Origin of the sequence: Cupriavidus pauculus (genome assembly GCF_022179805.1) — a bacterium.
Classification (GTDB): domain Bacteria; phylum Pseudomonadota; class Gammaproteobacteria; order Burkholderiales; family Burkholderiaceae; genus Cupriavidus; species Cupriavidus pauculus_E.
Genome location: NZ_BPUO01000003.1, coordinates 464,792 through 484,846 on the forward strand (window position 1 = coordinate 464,792; position 20,055 = coordinate 484,846).

Consider the following 20,055-nt stretch of genomic DNA (forward strand, 5'->3'; position numbering starts at 1 on the left):
TTGTCGTCAGGGTTGCCGATGAACGGCGGTACAGGCTATGGGGGCGAACCGGTGCGCGGTCAGGCGAACTCGGCTTCGATCAGTTCCATTTCGGAGCTGGTCATCATGCGTTCGATGTCGATCAGGATCAGCATCCGGCCTTCCACCGAACCGAGACCGGTCAGGTGTTCGTTCGATACCGACACGCCAAACTCCGGCGCGGCCTTGATGTCGTCACCAGTCAGCGTGAGCACGTCCGACACGCCGTCGACGACGATGCCGACCACGCGCCCGGCCACGTTCAGGATGATCACCACGGTCTGGTGGTCATAGCGCACGTTGGCCAGGTTGAACTTCAGGCGCAGGTCCACGATCGGCACGATCACGCCGCGCAGGTTCGTCACGCCCTTGATGAAGTCAGGGGCGTTGGCGATGCGGGTCACCGTCTCGTAGCTGCGGATTTCCTGCACCTTGAGGATGTCGATGCCATATTCTTCGGTGCCCAGCGTGAAGACCAGGTATTCCTGGCCAGAGGCTTCACTGCCCTGAGTATCGATGTGTCCGATGCCGGCCATGTCCGTTCTCCTTGCTGTCAATTACAGTGCCACCGCCATGTCCTGGCGGCGCACGCCAGTGCGCTGCAGCGCGGCCACGTCCACGATCAGCGCGACGCTGCCGTCGCCCAGGATCGTTGCGGCCGAGATGCACGGCACCTTGCGGTAGTTCGTTTCCAGGTTCTTCAGCACCACCTGGTGCTGGCCGATGAGCTGGTCCACCAGCAGCGCGAAGCGCTTGCCCTCGGCGGCCAGGATCACGGCGATGCCCTGCGTGGGTTCCTGCACCGCGTTGGCCACGTTGAAGACCTTGTGCAGCTCCAGCAGCGGCAGGTATTCGCCACGCACGTTCATCACGCGCTCGCCGTTGGCGGCGGTGTGCACGTCGTCGGCCTTGGGCTGCAGAGACTCCATCACGCAGTTCAGCGGCAGGATGAAGGTTTCCTCGCCGGTGCGCACCGACATGCCATCGAGAATGGCCAGCGTCAGCGGCAGCACGATGCGAGTGGTGGTGCCCAGGCCCTGGCGCGAGCTGATTTCCACGTGCCCGCCCATTTCCTGGATGTTCCGCTTCACCACGTCCATGCCCACGCCGCGGCCCGACACGTCGGTGACCACTTCGGCGGTGGAGAAGCCCGGCGCGAAGATCAGCTGCCACACTTCTTCATCGGGCATGCTCTCGGACGCGCCCGGCAGGTTGTTCTGGATCGCCTTGGACAGGATGCGGTCGCGGTTCAGGCCACCGCCGTCGTCGCTCACCTCGATGACAATATTGCCGCCTGCGTGCTGGGCCGACAGGATCAGCTGGCCGGTGGCTTCCTTGCCCGCCGCCACACGCTTCTCGGGGGTCTCGATGCCGTGGTCCAGGCTGTTACGTACCAGGTGGGTCAGCGGGTCGATGATGCGTTCGATCAGGCTCTTGTCGAGTTCGGTCGCCTTGCCGAACGTGACCAGGTCGATCTGCTTGCCGAGCTTGCTGGCCAGGTCGCGTACCAGGCGCGGGAAGCGCGAGAACACGTAGTCCATCGGCATCATGCGGATCGACATCACCGCTTCCTGCAGGTCGCGCGCATTGCGCTCCAGCTGGCCCATGCCCGAGAAGAGGCGGTCGAACAGCACGGGGTCGAGCGACGACGCGGTCTGCGCCAGCATCGACTGCGTGATCACCAGTTCGCCCACCAGGTTGATGATCTGGTCCACCTTCTCGGTAGGCACGCGGATCGAACCCGAATCGGGCGCATGCGCGGCGGCGGCTGCCGCAGGCTTGGCCTTGTCCTTCGCAGCCGGCGCTGCGGCCGGGGCGGCAGCAACCGGAGCCGGCGCGGCCACGGGGGCCGGTGCGGGTGCCGGGGCAGCGGCGGCAGCGGGTGCCTCGCCTGCGGCCACGGCTTCCACCACGATCTGCTTCTCGTCGATCACGAAGCAGCAGACGGCGATGATGTCGTCGGTGCCGCACTGGCTGTTCAGCCAGATGGTCAGGTCACCGTCGGCTTCTTCCTGGCCGGTGATCTCGCCCAGGTTGGCCAGTTCCTCGCGCAGCAGCGCCTGGTCGGCGGCCGATACCTTGATCAGGCGGACCTTGAGGTTGCCACCGGCGGACGCGGCCGCTGGTGCAGCGGCCGGGGCCGCCACGGGTGCAGGGGCCGGAGCGTGTGCCGCATCGCCGCCGGCTTCCTGGGCCAGCTGCTGCAGGACGGCGCAGATGCGCGCCAGCGTCTCCGGATCGGGTTCGGTGCCGTTGCGATAGGCGTTGAGCTGGTCTTGCAACACGTCCTTGGTTTCCAGAAAGGTGTCGATGATGACCCGCGTGAGGGCCAGTTCCCGCCGACGCGTGCGGTCGAGCAGGTTCTCAAAGATGTGCGTGGTCTCGGTCAGTGCCGTGAAGCCGAACGTGGCGGCGCCACCCTTGATCGAGTGCGCGGCACGAAAGATCGCGTTGAGCGCTTCGGCATCGGGGGACTCCAGGTCCACCTCGAGCAGCAGCTGCTCCATTTCTACGAGCAGTTCCTCTGCCTCTTCGAAGAAGGTCTGGTAAAACTGCGTGATATCGATATCGACAGACATGATCGTCCTGGCTCGCTAGATTGCTGGGAAGAAGCGCCACCCACCGCGGTGGCGCGTCCTCTGTTCCTACCTGCCCTTGGGTGCGCTCGCGGGCTTTGCCGCAGCCGCGCCCGAAGCAGCCTCCACCTGCGTCTGCATTTGCTCGGCCATCTGGCCCTTCTGGGCCTGCACCTGTACATCGGCCGCGCTGGCGTTCTCGTTTTCGAACTGCGCCTGCGCACGCTTGTTCAGCACCACGATGCTGATGCGTCGATTGGTGGCCGCCATGGGGTCGTTCTTTTCCAGCGGCATGGTGTCCGCCAGGCCAAGCACGCGCAGCACCTTGCCTTCCTGCATGCCACCGGCGATCAGTTCCTGGCGCGACGCGTTGGCGCGGTCTGCCGACAGTTCCCAGTTGCTGTACGCACGCTCACCCATCATGTAGGTGGCCGAATCGGTATGACCGGACAGGCTCACCTTGTTCGGCATCTCGTTGAGCACCGGGCCGATCTCGCGCAGGATGGCGCGCATGTACGGCTCCACCGCCGCGCTGCCGGTGCGGAACATCGGGCGGTTCTGCGTATCCAGGATCTGGATGCGCAGCCCTTCGCTGGTGATGTCCAGCAGCAGCTGCGGACGGAACTGCCGCAGCGTCGGGTTGTTGTCGATGATCTGTTCCAGGCGGCCCTTCAGCGCGCGCAGGCGCTCGCTGTCCATCTGGTCGCGACGGCGCTGCGCGTCGGCCGGGTCGTTGGTCATGGCCTTCATGACCTCGCCGTCCTTGGCCATCGGGTCCTTGCCGCCGCCGGGAATCACGCTCTTCGACAGGCTGCTCTTGTCGCCGCCGGCCACCGCCACCTTGAGCGGCGTCTTGAAATACTCGGCCACGCCGACAAGCGTCTTCGGGGAAGCCGAGCTCAACAGCCACAGCACCAGGAACAGCGCCATCATGGCCGTCATGAAGTCGGCGTAGGCGATCTTCCAGCTATGGTTGCCGTGCGGTTTGGCGTGCGACTTCGCCTTCTTGATGATGATCGGACGAAGGTCCTGGGCGCTGCTCATGGCTGCTCTCCCGTCAGGTCAGGCTCTTGACTTCACGGACGTGATCGTCGAGCTCGAGGAACGACGGACGAACCGTGGAGTACAGCACCTTGCGGCCGAATTCCACCGCCACCAGCGGTGCATAACCATTGAGCGAAGCCAGCAGCGTGACCTTGATGCACTCGTACATCTTGATGCTCTCGGACACCTGGTGTTCGATACGCGACGCCAGCGGCGACACGAAGCCGTAAGCCAGCAGAATGCCCAGGAACGTACCCACCATGGCGTGGGCGATCAGGGCGCCCAGTTCGGCCGGTGGCAGGTCTGCCGAGGCCAGTGCATGCACCACGCCCATCACGGCAGCCACGATACCGAACGCCGGCAGGCCGTCGCCAACGCGCGACAGCGCATGGGCGGGAATCTCGGCTTCGTGGCGGAACGTTTCGATTTCGTGGTCCATGAGCGCTTCGATCTCGAAGGCGTTCATGTTGCCGTTGACCATCATGCGCAGGTAGTCGGTCAGGAACTCCATCATCTTGGCGTCGGCCAGGATGCGCGGGTACTGACTGAAGACACTGCTCGATGCGGGGTCGGCAATTTCCTTTTCGAGGAACAGGATGCCCTCGCGGCGGGCCTTTGACAGCAGCACGTACAGCAGTGCCATCACGTCCAGGTACAGTTCCTTCTTGTACTTGGAGCCCTTGAACAGCGAGGGCATGGCCTTCATCGTGGCCTTGATGGCCTTGCCACTGTTGGAGCTGATGAATGCGCCAACGGCAGCACCACCGATGATGATGAGCTCCGCCGGTTGATACAGTGCGCCCATGTGGCCGCCGGTGAGGGCGTAACCACCCAGCACCGCCACGACTACGACGACATAGCCAATAACTACAAGCACGATCGGATCCCCGTCTGAAAAACACGCGTCAGGCGCACATGGGCTCCCTCTCGTACTGGCGAGCGCGTACAGCGCCCGCCGGTCACGACCGGGGCCCACCTGCCTTGCAGACGTCCGTCCCGATGAAACTCAGGCTTGGGTGGTCTGCGCGGCTGTGGCGTCCTTCGAGAGCTTCTTTACCTTTCCGGCGCGCGAAGGCGGACGGCACAGGCTGCAGACGAAGTTCGCGTGCGGCTCATAAGCGTGCGTCACGAACTGGCCTCCGCAACAGGTGCACTTGGAAAGCTGCAGCATGTTGCTCTCGAAAAACCGTACTAACGTCCAGGCACGGGTGAAACTTAAGACGATTTCGCCGCCGAGCAGCGAAACGTGCTCAAGGTACAGACGGTAAGCGGCCACTACGGCACGAATACCCGACGTCTCGCCTTCCTGCACCATGAACTGGTACGCGGAGAAGAACAGCGACGAATGGATATTCGGCAGCCAGGTGGTGAACCAGTCTGTCGAGAACGGGAGCATGCCCTTGGGCGGCGATGCGCCACGCAGCTCCTTGTAGAGGCGGATCAACCGGTCGCGCGAGAGCGTTGTCTCGGCTTCAAGCACCTGAAGGCGCGCACCCAAGCCAATCAGCTCGATGGCGAGCTGGGTCTGGTTGGCATCCTGCAGGACGCTCTTGCGGTTGGGGACGGGAGTGGCCGTAAAGCTGCGGGCCGGCTGGGCCTGGAGGAGCGCGGTCAATTGAGCGACTCCACAGGTTGCCGGGCCAGCAGGATAGCAGCGTGGATCTGCTGCATATCATGGCTCTTGGCCGTGTGGGTGAGGGTGGACAGCAACGCATGATCGTCGAAACGGAACCGGCACAGCACCATGTTCGATGCGGCCAGTTTCACGAGTTGCGCCGACGTCAGCTTGGCCAGTATCTCAGCGATTTCCTTGCTGACACCAAGCCTGAACATGGCTTCCACCTGGTTTTCGCGCACCAGTCGTTGCGCAAGCAGCAGATAGGCGAGGTTAACCTCCCTGATCTCCTGGAGAACTTCACTACTTTCCAATTTTTCCCCGCTACCAAATAACCCCTCGACAGCTTGTCCGGCGCTTACCTGCATGAGACTCCATGCCGGCGACCAGATCGTTTGGGTGCGTGTTCGAGTAGGTACGACGTACTACGAAAGGAACTTCGCCCGGTTACACGTCAACTCTGAAACGTTACAGATGTTACAGAGTGTAAGTGAAACTGTTACGTTTATATCGGCAATCGGCCCACAATGCCAATCCCTACTTACGTTGGGGATTGGCGAATGTCGCAAGGAAAAGACATGGGCCCGAATTTTTGTAACAACCGATGTGCGCGACTTCTGATTTTCATCAAAGGTGTAACAGATTGTGTACTGAACGGATATGGGTTTCCGGAGGTGTACACGCCGCTTGCGAAAAGGGGTTGCCGGTTACCACTATTGACGAACGAGCGCACCTTGGTTAAACACGCGCCGCAGCCATGCAGCAAGCCTTGAGAACACGTCGTCGGGCGCCTCGCGGAACAGGTGCGGGCGCGCCCTTTCCACCTGTTCGAGTACGCGCGCAGCTTCCTCGGCGCCCACCGAGCCGTATTCGAGCGCCAGCCCCAGCAGCGCGCGAAGCTCGCCCACCTTGCTGCGGCCCAGCGCCTCGCTCTGCTCGGTCTGGAGCGCGTACATGACGTCATACGCGCGTTGGCGCAGGCTGTCGGCAATGCGCCAGGCCGGCGTGCGCATGCGTTCCTCGATGGTGCGCACGTCCACGGCGGAGGCCGATATCTGCGTGGCCAGTGCTTCGGTGAAGGCGGCATCGGCGCCGGCTTCGGACAGGATGTTGGCGGCCCACTCGCGCGCGTGCTCCACGCGCTGCTGGGGCGTCCAGTCGGGCTGGACGGCCAGGGCAAACCCAAAGCGCTGCGCGTCGCGCATCAGCGCGGCCAGGGCGTTCGGCAGCTGCTTGTCGAAGACCTTCTTGGCCCAGCCGTACTCGCCGCTGGCCAAGAGGCGCATCACGGCGCGCTCGGTCAACGGGCCGTCCTGCTGCATCAGGCGCGCGCGCAGGAAGTCATCGAACGCGGGCGGAATGAATTGCGGATCGAGGCCAGTGGAAACTTTTACAAAGGCATCGAAATCCGCGCGCAGCCGCGCTGCTGCTTCTGCCGACAGGGACAGACTGATGTCGGTGGTCATGGTGTTCTGCGGACGAATGAACGCCCCGGCGCGAATTTACAAACATCCGTGCCGGGGCGCCGCCGTCTTTTTGGGGACGACGATTAAGTAGCCGTCAGGTGCGTTGCCTGTGACGGTCGAAGGTCAGAAGGCGCTCCAGTCGCCGTTATCGGAAGCACTGGCCGCCGACGACGAAGCCGTCAGTGCGGGGCGCTTCTTCTGGCTATCGGCATCTTCCTCGGCAACTTCAGCCGCGGCCGTTGCGGCAGCAGCCGCCACCAGCGCGGTGCCTGCCTTGGCGGGCTTGCGCGTCTTGGCCACGCGGCCTGCGTTCTTGCCCGTCGGCTTGACCGCCGAACGTACTGCCGGAGCGGCCGGTGCGGCCAGCATCGGCGCGGCAACCGCCGCCGCGTCGTCCGGCGACAGGCGGAAGCCCGACACCGAATCCATCAGGCGCGATGCCTGGTCCTGCAGCGAACCGGCCGCTGCCGCAGCCTGCTCCACGAGCGCCGCGTTCTGCTGCGTCACTTCGTCCATCTGCGCCACGGCCTGGTTGACCTGCTCGATGCCCGAACTCTGCTCGGCCGATGCCGCGCTGATCTCGCCCATGATGTCGGTCACGCGCTTCACGGCCTGCACGATCTCGTCCATCGTCGTGCCGGCCTGGCTCACCAGTGCCGCGCCGGTGTCCACCTGCGCCACCGAGTTGTCGATAAGCGTCTTGATTTCCTTGGCGGCGTTGGCGCTGCGCTGCGCCAGGCTGCGCACCTCGCCAGCCACCACGGCAAAGCCACGGCCCTGTTCGCCGGCACGCGCCGCTTCCACGGCGGCGTTCAGCGCCAGGATGTTGGTCTGGAACGCGATGCCTTCGATCACGCCGATGATGTCGACGATCTTGCGCGACGCATCGTTGATCTCGCCCATCGTGTCCACCACGCGGCCCACCACTTCACCCCCACGCACCGCCGTATCCGACGCATTGGCTGCCAGGCCGCTGGCCTGACGGGCGTTGTCGGCATTCTGGCGCACGGTGCTGGTCAGCTCTTCCATGCTCGAAGCGGTTTCTTCCAGCGACGCGGCCTGCTGCTCGGTACGCTGCGACAGGTCGTTGTTGCCGGCCGCGATCTCGCGCGATGCCGTGCCAATCGATTCCGCCGATTCCTTGAAGTCACGCACCATCGACGACAGTTGCTGCTGCATCTGGCCAATGGCGTGCAGCAGGCTGTCCTGGTCGCCGCGGCGCAGTTCCACCTTGGCCGAGAAGTCGCCGTCTGCAATGCGCGCGGCGATCGATGCGGCATAGCCGGGCTCGCCACCAAGCTGGCGCGACAGCTGGCGTGCCAGGAACAGGCCCAGCAGCACCGACACCACCACGCCACCCAGCACCAGCGCCAGCATCAGCACGCGCGAGCTGTTGTACACGCTGGTCGACTCTTCCATGTTCGACTTCGCGCGGTCATCGCGGCGCTTGACCATCTTGAACAGCACGTCTTCCAGCGCGCGGCTTTCCTTGAGCAGGTCGGCGCTTTCCGTGAACACGGTGCTTTCGAACTGCGACGTGTCCAGCGGCTGCTTGCTCACCAGCTCGATGTACTTGAGCATGCGCTCGCGGAACGACGGCACCAGCGTTTCGTACTGCTTGAACAGCGCCTGGCCTTCAGGCTGGCTGAACGAATCCTTGGCACTTTTTACACGGGTCTCCATGGCGGTCAGCGACTTCTGGATTTCTTCCTTCTCGGTCGCGCGCTCGCCCATGGTCGACGCCGACAGCAGCGCGATCTGCGCGCGGCTGGCGTACACCAGGTTGATGTTGCCGTCCTGCACGGCCTTCAGCGCCTGCAGGTCCGTGTTGTAGATCTTGCCGGTCCATTCCGCCATGCGCCCCATGTTGACCACGCCCAGCAGGCCGATGATGGCACCGATCACGGATACAACCAGGAAGCCGGCAATCAGCCTGGTCGTAACGCGTAGTTGATTGAACCACTGCATAGAACTACCCCCTTCTTCTGTCAGAAATGCCGGGACGGACCACGCCCACCCCGGGTTGTTGTCGCATGCCGCCTGCATGGGCGGCCGCTTTACCCCGTTCCTGATGCCGCGTTTTCCAGCGCGGCCCTTTTTTGAAAGCCCTTGCTCCTCTTGCGATGAGCTTCAGGCCCGCTCCCCACTTCAGCCAACCGTCTCCGCCGCCATCTCCAGCTGGCGCGGACGCGCGGGCCGGACCTCGGCCTGCGTGCCCACGCGGAACGTGGAGATCGACTCGCGCAGGCGGTCGGCCTGTTCTTCCAGAGCACCGGCCGCGGCAGCGGCCTGCTCCACCAGCGCAGCGTTCTGCTGCGTGCCTTCGTCCATCTGCGCCACCGCCTCGTTCACCTGCTCGATGCCCGCGCTCTGTTCCGCCGATGCCGAACTGATCTCGCCCATGATGTCGGTCACGCGCTTCACGGCCTGCACGATCTCGTCCATGGTCGCGCCCGCCTCGCCCACCTGCGCCGCGCCGTTTTCCACGCGCGACACGGTGTTGCCGATCAGGCCCTTGATTTCCTTGGCGGCGTTGGCGCTGCGCTGCGCCAGGCTGCGCACCTCGCCCGCCACCACCGCAAACCCGCGCCCCTGCTCGCCGGCGCGCGCCGCTTCCACGGCGGCGTTCAGCGCCAGGATGTTGGTCTGGAAGGCGATGCCCTCGATCACGCCGATGATGTCGACGATCTTGTGCGAGGCTTCGTTGATTTCCTGCATGGTCTGCACCACGCGGCCCACCGCCTCGCCCCCGCGCAGCGCGGTCTCCGAGGCCGTGGCCGCCAGGCCCGTGGCCTGGCGTGCGTTGTCGGCGTTCTGGCGCACCGTGCCGGTCAACTGCTCCATGCTCGATGCGGTTTCCTCCAGCGAGGCCGCTTGCTGTTCGGTGCGTTGCGACAGGTCGTTGTTGCCGGCCGCCACCTGATGGGTGGCCGTGGAGATGCTGGCCATGCCTTCCTGGATGTCGTGCACCACCGACAGCAGGCTGCGCTGCATGGTGCGCATGGCGCGGGCCAGCGCGCCCACTTCGTCGCCGGCCTTGTGTTCGAAGGTTGTTGTCAGGTCGCCCGCGCCCATGCGCAACGCGAAGTCGAGCATGTCGGACACCGGGCGTTCCACGCGCGAGACCAGCAGGGCCCCGGATGCGGCCGACGAAATCACGGCCAGCGCGAACGCGCCCCACAGCCACGGCCACAACTGGGCGGCCGCGTCGGCCGACAGCCAGTGCACGCCGGCCACGGCTAGCAGGAACCACCCAAGCCCCGCCGCCTGGGCCCACAGGATGCGGCGGCGCAGGTTCAGGCGCGTGGCGCGGCCGATGAAGCCGGCCAGTCCGGTGCGCACGACGGCCCCGTCGCGAATCGCCAGCCCGGAGGCGCGGTTGTCACGGAAACGCTTGTACGCGGCTTCTGCCGCGTTGATCTGCTCGCGCGTGGCCATCGACCGCACCGACGTGTAGCCGATGATGCGGCCGCCGACCTGCGTCGGCGTCACGGTGGCCTGCACCCAGTAGTGGTCGCCGTCCTTGCGGCGGTTCTTGACGATGCCCACCCAAGACTTGCCGGCCTGGATCGTCGTCCAGAGATCGGCAAACGCTTCGGGCGGCATGTCGGGATGGCGCACGAGGTTGTGCGCCGCGCCCAGCAGCTCCGCCGACGTGAAGCCGCTGATCTCGACGAACGCCCGGTTCGCGAACGTGATCCGGCCCTTGAGGTCGGTGCGCGAGATCAGGTAATCGTTCGGCGAGAGTGGATGCTCGCGTTGCGTGACGGGCTGGTTGTTGCGCATGGCTGTGTGACTGCGTTCAAGGCTGCGGCCCGTCCCCCCGCGATACGCGCGGACCCGGGCGAGCCGCTCGTTATGGATGGTTTCAGGCGGTGCCGGCGGCGGCGTCGAGCGCGGCCAGGTCGTCGACGTTCATCAGCTTCTCGATGTCGGTCAGGATCAGCATGCGGCCTTCGAGCGAACCGAGCCCACGGATGTAGTCGGTCTGCATGCCGCCGGACAGCGCCGGCGCGGGCTTGATCTGCGCGGGGGTCAGCGTCAGCACGTCGGATACCCCGTCAACCACGATGCCCGTGGTGCGTTCAAGGATATCGACGATGATCACCACGGTGTACTGGTCGTAGCTGATCTCGGCCTGCTTGAACTTGATGCGCAGGTCGATGATCGGGACGATGGTGCCGCGCAGGTTGACCACCCCCTTGAGATAGTCGGGCGCGTTGGCGATCTGCGTCACGGACTCGTAGCCGCGAATTTCCTGCACCTTGAGGATATCGATGCCGTATTCCTCGCGGCCAAGCCGGAAGGCCAGGAATTCTTCTCCCGCGCCGTCCGCGCGGTTGTTGCTGGTATTCATGTTGCCCCCGCTGGCAAGTTGGTCGTGGCCGGGGTAGCGTGCCCCTGGCTGCTGGCGACCCCGAGGCGGTACCCGGCCAGCGCCCAATGGGCCAGGCCGGACCACCTGCTATGGCCCTCCAATATTTACGGCACGACGCGGGGTGAATTAAGGACGACTTGGCGCCGCCTTTACCCCTCGTTGGGAGGGTCCAGCAGCGCGTGGACGGATTCCAGCAGGTCTTCGGGATCGAACGGCTTGGCCAGGAAACCGGAGGCACCCGCCTCGGCCGCCTGCTCCAGGATGCGCTCGTCGTGCTCGGTCGAGAGCATCAGGATGGGGATCGAGGCGTAGGCCGGCGTGGCGCGCAGCGCGCGGATCAGCGACAGGCCGTCCATGCCGGGCATGACCTGGTCGGTAACCAGCATGCCGAACTGCCCTTCCAGGGCCACCTCGTGCGCTTCCTTGCCGTCCGCGGCCTCGGTGACCGTGAATCCGCCCGCACGCAGGCAGGCACCGGTCATGCGGCGCAGGGAAGGCGAATCGTCGACGACGAGAATGTGCGGAAGGGACATCGGGGACTCCGTATGGGTTGGTCCGCCAGTGGCAGGGCACGCTGCGCCGGCGACGGACAGGCCGGTTTCTGGCACGCGCGTGCCACTGCCCTGTCTCCTTCATATCGACACGCCGAGCGTACGCTTTAGCGATGTTGAAAATTATTCACATTTACCGCAGCGCGTACAGCTGTTCGGCAAAGACCGGCGCGTCGAGCGGCATGGCCATCAGGTAGCCCTGCACCTCGTCGCAGCCCATGCCATGCAGGATGTCGAGCTGCGAGCCGGACTCCACGCCCTCGGCCACCACCTTCATGCGCAGTTCGTGCGCCAGCGCCACCATCGACCCGACGATCGCCCGGCCCTGCGGATCGGCATCCAGCCCGCCGATCAGCGTGCGGTCGATCTTCAGCGTGCCCACGCGCAGGCGCTTCAGGTAGCCTAGGCTCGAATAGCCGCTGCCAAAATCGTCCAGCGCCACATGGATGCCCAGCGACTGCAGCTCGGCCAGTGTTTCCATCGACTTGCCGATGTCCTTCATGGCCGCCGTCTCGGTAATCTCCAGCGTAATGGCCGAAGGCGGGATGTCGTGCTGGTGGATCTGCTCCAGCAGGTACTGCGGGAAATTGCGGCTGGCAAAGCGCAGGCCAGACACGTTGATCGCCACCGGCACCGTCGGCAGCCCGGCGTCCTGCCACGCGCGCACCTGCGCGCAGACCGTGGAGATGACCCAGTCGTCGAGCTTGTCGATCTGGCCCGACTGCTCGGCCACCATGATGAACTCGGCGGGGTTCACCGCGCCCAGCGTCGGATGCCGCCAGCGGCACAGCGCCTCCGCGCCCACCACGGCACGCGTCTTCACGTCGTATTTCGGCTGGTACATCAGCGACAGGGCGTCGTCCTGGATGGCCGGCCACAGGTCGCGGCGAATCACGCGCATGCGGCGTGCCCGCTCGCCGGCGGCGGAGTTGAACACGCGCATCTGGTTCGAGCCGCTCTCGCGCGCCTCTGACAGGCTCACGCGCGCCGCCTGCATCAGAGACTCCGACGTGGCGGCATCGCGCGGATAGATCGCGATGCCGATGTTCACGCCAATCTGCATCTGCAGCCCACGCGCCGCCACGAATTCGGACAGCGACCCCAGCACGCGCGCACCCAGTTCATTGGCGCGGCTGTGCTGCACCAGTTCGGGCACGCCCACCGCGAACTCGTCGCGCGCCAGCCGTGCCAGGAAGTGATGCGGCTCCAGCGCGGCCTGTGCCAGCGCGCCGGCATCCTGCGCCAGGATGTCGTCGGCGCGCACCTCGAAGACTTCGTCCACCTCGCGGAAGTCGGCGATATGGATCAGCAGCACGGCACAGGCCGTTTCCGACAGCCGTGCGTGCGCGATGGTCTGGTCGAGCCAGCGCGCGAACGCGGTGCGGTCCGGCAAGTCTTCGTTGCTGACGCTGTACTCGCCAACCGGTGGCTGGTCGCGACCCGCCGGGCGCACCGTCAGGCCACCCATGCGGCCATGGGCGCGGCGCACCACGCGCGGCTCGCCGGCACGCGGCGCAGCGGGGGGAACATCGAAACCGTCGTCGGCACCCATCGGCTCGGCAAAGGCCGCCCACTTGCGCGACTGCACCCGATGCATGGCATAGAGCGCCGAGCACAGCAGGCCCAGACCGGCCGCCAGCCAGGCCGGCCCGTGGATGCCTGCCACATCGAGACAGGCACGCGCCGACATCGACAACCCGCCGCACGTGCGGCCCAGCCTTGCACCGGCAATGGCCACCAGGCCCGCCCCGGCCAGCATGGCCGTGGCGATGGCCAGTTGCCATCCTCGTCCGCCATGGCTGACCCACTGCCAGGCAGGTGCCAGCAGGTGCGACGCGGCCAGGCTGGCCGCCATCGTCGCGGCGAATGCAGCGGCCACTTCCGCGCTGTTGTTGGCGGCGGTCAGCGTGCCGGAAGCCACCGCCACCCAGAGCGGCATGCCCAGGGTGGCCTGCGACATCAGCGCCGCCGACAGCGTCAGCGATCGAACGGCCTTGCGCTCCGGCTCGCCGTTGGCTTTGGCCGCGCGCCATCCCCGCGCGGCGACAACGCCGAGCGCGGCTGCAAGCAGCAGCAGGAGGGTATTCGTGGCAATCATTGGGGCTGCGCGAAAGGAAACGGCGAGGGCGCGGAGAACACCTGGGATGCGGGTCGGATGAAACCCAGCATCATGGCATCTCGCGCGCTCAGTGTGAACCTTGTGGCACTAGTCCTGGTTTAACTTGGTCGGGTTGATCGTCAGTCGGCGCTCAGAAGGCAGCCCAGTTGTCGTCGGCACTCGCCACGGTGGCGGCGGCGGGCTTGCTCAGTGCGGGACGCAGCAGCTTGGGCTCGCGCGCCTTGCGCACGATCGGCGGACGCTTGGCCGACGGCTGGGCCACGGCCTTGGCAACCGGGGCCGGCTTCGACTCGGCCATGGCCGGTGCCGTACGCACCGGCGCCGCCAGTTGGCGCGACGCACCGCCATCGGACGCCAGCGAGAACACCGACACCACGCTCTTGAGCTTCTGGGCCTGTTCTTCCAGCGCACCGGCGGCGGCCGCTGCTTCCTCGACCAGCGCCGCGTTCTGCTGCGTGACCTCGTCCATCTGCGCCACGGCCTGGTTGACCTGCTCGATGCCAGTAGTCTGTTCCTGCGAGGCCGCGCTGATCTCGTTCATGATGTCGGTCACACGGCGTACCGCCTGCACGATCTCGCCCATCGTCTGGCCTGCTTCGGCCACCAGCTTGGTACCGCTTTCCACGCGCTGGCCAGATTCGCTGATCAGCGATTCGATTTCCTTGGCGGCATTGGCACTGCGTTGCGCCAGGCTGCGGACTTCACCCGCGACCACGGCAAAGCCACGGCCCTGTTCGCCGGCACGCGCCGCTTCCACAGCGGCGTTCAGCGCCAGGATGTTGGTCTGGAATGCGATGCCTTCGATCACGCCGATGATCTCGACCACCTTGCGCGAAGCGCCGTTGATCTCGTTCATGGTGTCGACCACGCGGCCCACCACGTCACCGCCCTTCAGCGCGATCTGCGAAGCCTCGCCGGCCAGCACGCCAGCCTGGCGTGCGTTGTCGGCGTTCTGGCGCACCACGGTGGTCAGTTCTTCCATGCTGGCCGCGGTCTGTTCCAGCGACGCGGCCTGTTCCTCGGTGCGTTGCGACAGGTCGGTGTTGCCAGCCGAGATCTGCTGCGTGGCCGAGGCAATCGAATCGGTACCGCCTCGCACTTCGGAGACGATGCCCGACAGGCTGTCCTGCATCTTCGCCAGCGCCTGCATCATGCGGCCGATCTCGTTCTTCGACATGCTGTTGATGCGCGACGTGAGGTCGCCACCGGCCATGCGCTCGAACACCGACAGCGCTTCTTCAACCGGGCGCACAATCGCGCGGTGGAGCATCAGCGCCGCCGCCAGGGCGATGCCCAGGCCCAGGACGATCAGCAGCACCGACACCGTACGGATGGTCTCGAAGCGCGACTGGGCCGTCTCGAAGTTGGCCTTGCCGGCTTCCATCTGGAATTTTTCCAGCTTGTCGTGCGCGGCGGCCAGGCCGCGTTGCAGTTCCGGCATCACGTCGCGCGCCATGCGCAGCGATTCCTCGCGGTTGCCGCTGCTCAGTGCGGCCTGCCACAGCGTGACGCCCTTCTCAAAGAATTCCTGGCGCTTGGCGGCCAGTGCAGTGGCCAGCGCCTTTTCGTCGTCGCCCTGCGGCAGCGCCATGTAGCGCTGCCAGCCACGGTCGGACGATTCCACGAACAGCTTCGAGCGCTCGACATGCTTCTTCATGTCGTCACCTTCGCTGCCCGGCATGACGGTGCGGTCCAGCGCGAGGCGCAGCCGAGTGGTGCCGATCATCGCCTCGGCCAGTGCCTGCGACGAAGCAAGCTGGTTGGCGTAGGTCTCCTTCAGCGCATCATTGGTCTGGGAAATGCCGTGCAAGCCGGCTCCACCGACGACCAGCAGGATGGCCGCCAGCAAGGCCATGGCGCCCCGCAAGAGGGTCTTGATCTGAATATTCTGATGAAAGGACATGATGTGCTGATCATTAGGAGATAACCCGAAGCCACTCCCCTTGCTTCGGTCCGGCAGCCCGACACCCCGTACGGTCTGCTCAGAACTCGATAACGGTCAGCACGCATCCATCCTTGAGTTGCGAAACAAATGGATTTCGAGTATGGCGCCGGACGCACTTTACATCGGGTTTGAATATGCCGATGCCGGTCGCACCCGTTCGTCATTACGCCTGGCAACCAAATGAATATCCACGTCCGGCCTGAATTCAGCGGGCGCTGAAACCGCCGGCACTTGGTTGCACGCTCGATTCTCGGCGATTAAGACCGCATTCGCTTTTGCCGATTGCCGCCCGCGCTCACCGCCGCCGCCGCGCGCCGTGCCAGTGGCCGGGCATACCGGCGACTGCCCGGGATCGATGCTTGACTCGCCCGGGTTTCATAAGTTCAGTAATTTTCCCTAATTGAGAATTTTCGGAAAATTCAGTCTGGCATACGCCAGGGATTTGCAGCGCCGCCCACAGTGGTTATAATGCTTTTCGTAATTTCACGGATCCACCAGTAAATCGAGGGATACAAATGGCGACATATCAGGAAATCGTTCAGAAAATCAGCGAACTGCAACGTCAGGCCGAAGAGATCAAGGCGCGTGAGCAGGCTTCCGTGATTGCCGAGATTCGCGAGAAAATCGAACAATTCGGCCTGACCGCCGAAGATCTCGGATTTGGCGGCAAGGGCACGGCCGGCAAGAAGGCCACCGCCGTACGCAAGGTTCCGGTCCGTTATCGCGACAGCGCCGGCAATACCTGGACCGGCCGTGGCAAGCGCCCGGGCTGGCTGACCCAGGCATTGGCCAATGGCAAGGCGATGGAAGACTTCCTGATTCGCTGAAGCGCAACGCCACGCGAGTGGGCGTTACCAATAAAAAACCGGGCCTCGGCCCGGTTTTTTATTTGGCTGGCCGCGCCTGGCAAACCACTCAGGCCGCAAACCCCTGCGGATTCATCGACTGCCAGCGCCAGGAGTCCTCGCACATGCGGTCGATATCGTGGCGGGCCTCCCAACCGATCAGCGATTTCGCCAGCGCGGGATCGGCGTAGCACGACGCAATGTCGCCCGGACGCCGGTCGACGATCTGGTACGGCACGGGACGGCCGCTGGCACGTTCGTATGCCTTCACTACCTCCAGGACGCTGTAGCCACGGCCCGTTCCCAGGTTCACCGTCATGCCACGCGTGTTGTTGCGCAGGTAATTCAGTGCCGCCACATGGCCATCGGCCAGATCGCAGACGTGGATATAGTCGCGCACCCCGGTGCCATCCACGGTGGGATAGTCGCCGCCGTAGACGCTCAGTTTCTCGCGCCGGCCGCCCGCCACCTGGGCCACGTAGGGCATCAGGTTGTTGGGAATACCGCCCGGGTCTTCGCCAATCAGGCCGCTTTCATGGGCGCCCACCGGATTGAAATATCGCAGGAATGCGATACGCCATTCGGAGTCGGAAATCTCCAGATCGCGCAGAATCTGCTCGCCCATCAGTTTGGTCTGGCCATACGGATTGGTGGCCGACAACGGGAAATCCTCAAGAATCGGCACCGTATGCGGATTGCCATACACGGTGGCCGACGAACTGAAAACCAGTTGCCTGACGCCGGCCGCCTGCATGGCGCTGCACAGCGTGATCATGCCTTCGAGATTGTTTCCGTAATACTCGAGCGGCTTGCTTACCGATTCGCCCACCGCCTTGAGCGCCGCAAAATGGATGGCGCCGGTGATCTTGTGTTCGGCGAACAGCCGGTCCAGCAGCGCGCGATCGCGCACATCGCCTTCGACGAAATGCGGCGTGGCACCCGTAATCCTGGCCAGGCGGTTCACGACCTCGCGGTTGCTATTACAAAGATTATCGAGACCGATCACGTGATAGCCCGCCTCGTGCAGCGCCACCCACGTGTGCGAAGCGATATATCCAGTTGCGCCAGTGAGAAGTAGGGTTTCAGCCATGGAAATATTCAGGTCGATAAGTGTTTCAGAGGTGTTTCGAGACGCGGGGCGAATCGCGATTGGGCCGCTATCTTAACCGCCCAATATTGCGGCTGCCTCGTCCATTCAAACGATTGTCAGGATTCACGTGCCGCCCGCGCGGCCTGCGGCGTCATCAGCGGCAGGCCGGTACGTGCCTGCCACGCCTCATAGGCCGCGTGCAGGCGCCAGCCCGATTCCAGATCGCGCATGCCCAGCAGTTGCGCCACGGCGGCCGGCGTCGTGCCGGCATCGAAATGCATGGCCCCGCAGGTATTGCGCAGCGTCTGCGGCGACGCCCGTTCGCTGCGCCCGGCCAGCACGCCGGCTTCCTCCAGCAATACCTCGATACGGCGGTAAATTGAAGCCGCATGCATCGAACGGCCGTTCGCCATGGCCGGAAATACAAGTTCGCCCAGCGATTCCGCCGACTGCCGCACCGCCAGCCACCGTCGCAGCGGCGCGTGAGCAAACCCGAACAGCGGCACCATATAGGTACGGCCGTTGTCGGGCCGGACCATGCGGATGGCCATCGTCGCGCCGTCTTCGACACCGTCGATGGCGTCGATGCGCAACGCCCGGGCCTCGGCTACCTTCAGCCCGCCACCCAGCAACACCGCCAGCAGCGCCACGTCGCGCGCACGCTTCCAGGCCGTCGGAGAAATATCGCCCCGGGCAGTCTTGGTGAGATCGTCCTGCTGCGGGGCCAGGATGCGGGCGACCAGCAGGTCGCGTTCGCCGGGCAGCAGGAATGCCGTGGGATCGTTCTCGCCGTCAGCCAGATGCGCCTTGACCGCCTGGCTGGCCGGATTGTGCAAGTTCTGTTGCAGCGTAGCCAGATGATGGAATATCCGCTCGATCAAACGGGCGTATCGGTAGCGGTGGCGCTTGTGCAGGTTCTGCGCATCGAGAAACGCGCCAATCTGGGCGGCCGACCAGGTCAAGGGCGGCAAGCCCTGTTCGCCAGACCAGCGCAGCAGCTTGCCCCACATCGCCCGATACACGATGGCGGTGCCAGTCCTGAACCCGTGCCGCGACAGCCAGCCGTCGAATGCGCGGTCCGGGTGGCGGTACCACGCAGCGAGATCGGCATCGAACAGCGCATCGGGCGCCGCACTGGCGCCATCGGCACGCGCGCCGTCGATCTGGGGGTGAGTCTCCACTTCATCTCCTGCAGGCACGTGGGCAATCCGCCCATTGTAGACAAAGCGCCGCTGGAGGCGCGCGCGGCACGAGAATTGATGCTGCAACCGGTTGCAGGGTACGCGGCGATCGTGATACCTTGCCAAACATCATGCAACTGGTTGCATAGTGTCCGGGGCGCTTGCATGGGCGCCACCATTGCTGCCCACCTTGAAGGAACCGTCATGGCCATTCCCGCCCTGCTGCAAAACCTGTCGCTGCCGGCCGTCTGCTCGCCGCTGTTCATCATTTCCAATCCAGACCTGGTCATCGCCCAGTGCAAGGCAGGCGTGGTGGGTTCGTTCCCGGCGCTCAACGCGCGACCGGCCGAAAAGCTCGAGGAATGGCTGGACCGCATCACCACCGAACTGGCCGAGCACGACGCCAAGCATCCGGATCGTCCGTCCGCGCCTTTCGCGGTGAACCAGATCGTGCACAAGTCCAACGACCGGCTCGAACACGACCTGGAAATGTGCGTGCGCTACAAGGTGCCCATCGTGATCACCTCGCTGGGCGCCCGCGCGGAAGTCAACGACGCGGTGCATTCGTACGGCGGCATCGTGCTGCATGACGTGATCAACAACAAGTTCGCGCGCAAGGCCATCGAGAAAGGCGCCGACGGCCTGATCGCCGTGGCGGCCGGTGCGGGCGGCCATGCCGGCACGCTGTCGCCGTTTGCGCTGCTGCACGAAATCCGCGAATGGTTCGATGGCCCGCTGCTGCTATCGGGCGCCATCGCCAGCGGCGACGCAGTGCTGGCCGCGCAGGCGGCTGGCGCCGACCTGGGCTACATCGGCTCGGCTTTCATTGCCACCAACGAAGCCAACGCCCAGGACGCGTACAAGCAGATGATCGTCGACAGCTCGGCCGACGACATCATCTATTCGAACCTGTTCACGGGGGTGCACGGCAACTACCTGCGTGAAAGCATCGTGCGTTCGGGACTGGACCCGGAAGCCCTGCCGACATCGGACGCCACGGCCATGAATTTCGGTTCGACCCGCGTCAAGCCGTGGAAGGACATCTGGGGTGCCGGCCAGGGCGTGGGCGCCATCAAGCGCGTGGTGCCGGCAGGTGAACTGGTGCGCCGCTTTGTCGAAGAATACGCGTTGGCGCGTCGCCGTCTGGGCCTGGCGCCGGCGGAGGCAGTGGCGCGGGCTGCGGATGTGGTTTGATGGTCTGACGACCCTCTCTGTTTTAACTCCCCT

The 20,055-nt window shown here is 64.9% G+C and carries 17 protein-coding genes; 2 read left to right on the plus strand and 15 right to left on the minus strand.

Annotated features, from left to right (window positions below):
• Nucleotides 1-59: 59 nt before the first annotated feature.
• From MFF62_RS08310 to MFF62_RS08370, 13 genes are all read right to left on the minus strand, one after another.
• Nucleotides 60-554 carry a chemotaxis protein CheW gene (locus MFF62_RS08310; protein WP_238262015.1) on the minus strand — a complete coding sequence of 165 codons (495 nt, stop codon included), beginning with the start codon at nucleotides 552-554 and terminating at the stop codon, nucleotides 60-62.
• A gap of 21 nt (nucleotides 555-575) precedes the next feature.
• Nucleotides 576-2,597: a chemotaxis protein CheA gene (gene cheA, locus MFF62_RS08315; protein WP_238262017.1), complete on the minus strand. Its 2,022-nt coding sequence runs from the start codon at nucleotides 2,595-2,597 to the stop codon at nucleotides 576-578.
• Nucleotides 2,598-2,663: 66 nt separating this feature from the next.
• On the minus strand, nucleotides 2,664-3,638 hold the full coding sequence (gene motB, locus MFF62_RS08320; protein ID WP_238262019.1) for a flagellar motor protein MotB: 975 nt from the start codon (nucleotides 3,636-3,638) through the stop codon (nucleotides 2,664-2,666).
• Nucleotides 3,639-3,651: 13 nt separating this feature from the next.
• A complete protein-coding gene (gene motA / locus MFF62_RS08325; protein ID WP_238262021.1) occupies nucleotides 3,652-4,515 on the minus strand; it encodes a flagellar motor stator protein MotA in 864 nt (287 codons plus the stop codon).
• A 129-nt stretch (nucleotides 4,516-4,644) separates the two neighbouring features.
• Nucleotides 4,645-5,253 (minus strand): flagellar transcriptional regulator FlhC, encoded by a 609-nt coding sequence (flhC, locus tag MFF62_RS08330; protein ID WP_238262023.1) that lies wholly within the window; start codon nucleotides 5,251-5,253, stop codon nucleotides 4,645-4,647.
• Nucleotides 5,250-5,621, minus strand: coding sequence for a flagellar transcriptional regulator FlhD (flhD, locus tag MFF62_RS08335; RefSeq protein WP_238262025.1), 372 nt, complete (start codon nucleotides 5,619-5,621; stop codon nucleotides 5,250-5,252). Before flhD ends, flhC begins: the two co-directional genes overlap by 4 nt.
• Nucleotides 5,622-5,966: 345 nt before the next feature.
• Complete coding sequence (locus MFF62_RS08340; protein ID WP_238262027.1) at nucleotides 5,967-6,719, minus strand: DUF4088 domain-containing protein; 753 nt, start codon at nucleotides 6,717-6,719, stop codon at nucleotides 5,967-5,969.
• 123 nt (nucleotides 6,720-6,842) lie between these two features.
• Nucleotides 6,843-8,687, minus strand: a complete 1,845-nt coding sequence (locus MFF62_RS08345; RefSeq protein ID WP_238262029.1) for a methyl-accepting chemotaxis protein — start codon at nucleotides 8,685-8,687, stop codon at nucleotides 6,843-6,845.
• Nucleotides 8,688-8,867: 180 nt separating this feature from the next.
• Nucleotides 8,868-10,505 carry a methyl-accepting chemotaxis protein gene (locus MFF62_RS08350; RefSeq protein ID WP_238262031.1) on the minus strand — a complete coding sequence of 546 codons (1,638 nt, stop codon included), beginning with the start codon at nucleotides 10,503-10,505 and terminating at the stop codon, nucleotides 8,868-8,870.
• Nucleotides 10,506-10,587: 82 nt separating this feature from the next.
• Nucleotides 10,588-11,076 carry a chemotaxis protein CheW gene (locus tag MFF62_RS08355; protein WP_238262033.1) on the minus strand — a complete coding sequence of 163 codons (489 nt, stop codon included), beginning with the start codon at nucleotides 11,074-11,076 and terminating at the stop codon, nucleotides 10,588-10,590.
• Between the two features lie 170 nt (nucleotides 11,077-11,246).
• Entirely contained in the window at nucleotides 11,247-11,630 is a 384-nt protein-coding gene (locus tag MFF62_RS08360; protein ID WP_238262036.1) for a response regulator, read from the minus strand.
• Nucleotides 11,631-11,781: 151 nt separating this feature from the next.
• Nucleotides 11,782-13,746, minus strand: coding sequence for a putative bifunctional diguanylate cyclase/phosphodiesterase (locus MFF62_RS08365; protein WP_238262038.1), 1,965 nt, complete (start codon nucleotides 13,744-13,746; stop codon nucleotides 11,782-11,784).
• A gap of 151 nt (nucleotides 13,747-13,897) precedes the next feature.
• Nucleotides 13,898-15,670, minus strand: a complete 1,773-nt coding sequence (locus MFF62_RS08370; protein ID WP_238262040.1) for a methyl-accepting chemotaxis protein — start codon at nucleotides 15,668-15,670, stop codon at nucleotides 13,898-13,900.
• Between the two features lie 557 nt (nucleotides 15,671-16,227).
• On the opposite strand from MFF62_RS08370, the gene MFF62_RS08375 reads away from it, so the two are divergent.
• A complete protein-coding gene (locus MFF62_RS08375) occupies nucleotides 16,228-16,539 on the plus strand; it encodes an H-NS histone family protein (RefSeq protein WP_238262042.1) in 312 nt (103 codons plus the stop codon).
• An 88-nt stretch (nucleotides 16,540-16,627) separates the two neighbouring features.
• On the opposite strand, the gene galE is transcribed toward MFF62_RS08375, so the two are convergent.
• Together galE and MFF62_RS08385 are read right to left on the minus strand one after the other, a co-directional pair.
• Nucleotides 16,628-17,647 (minus strand): UDP-glucose 4-epimerase GalE, encoded by a 1,020-nt coding sequence (gene galE, locus MFF62_RS08380; protein ID WP_238262044.1) that lies wholly within the window; start codon nucleotides 17,645-17,647, stop codon nucleotides 16,628-16,630.
• Between the two features lie 116 nt (nucleotides 17,648-17,763).
• Nucleotides 17,764-18,828 carry a tyrosine-type recombinase/integrase gene (locus tag MFF62_RS08385; protein WP_404990699.1) on the minus strand — a complete coding sequence of 355 codons (1,065 nt, stop codon included), beginning with the start codon at nucleotides 18,826-18,828 and terminating at the stop codon, nucleotides 17,764-17,766.
• Nucleotides 18,829-19,032: 204 nt separating this feature from the next.
• Between MFF62_RS08385 and MFF62_RS08390 the strand changes: the two genes are divergently transcribed.
• A complete protein-coding gene (locus tag MFF62_RS08390) occupies nucleotides 19,033-20,022 on the plus strand; it encodes an NAD(P)H-dependent flavin oxidoreductase (protein ID WP_238262046.1) in 990 nt (329 codons plus the stop codon).
• The last annotated feature ends 33 nt before the right edge of the window (nucleotides 20,023-20,055 follow it).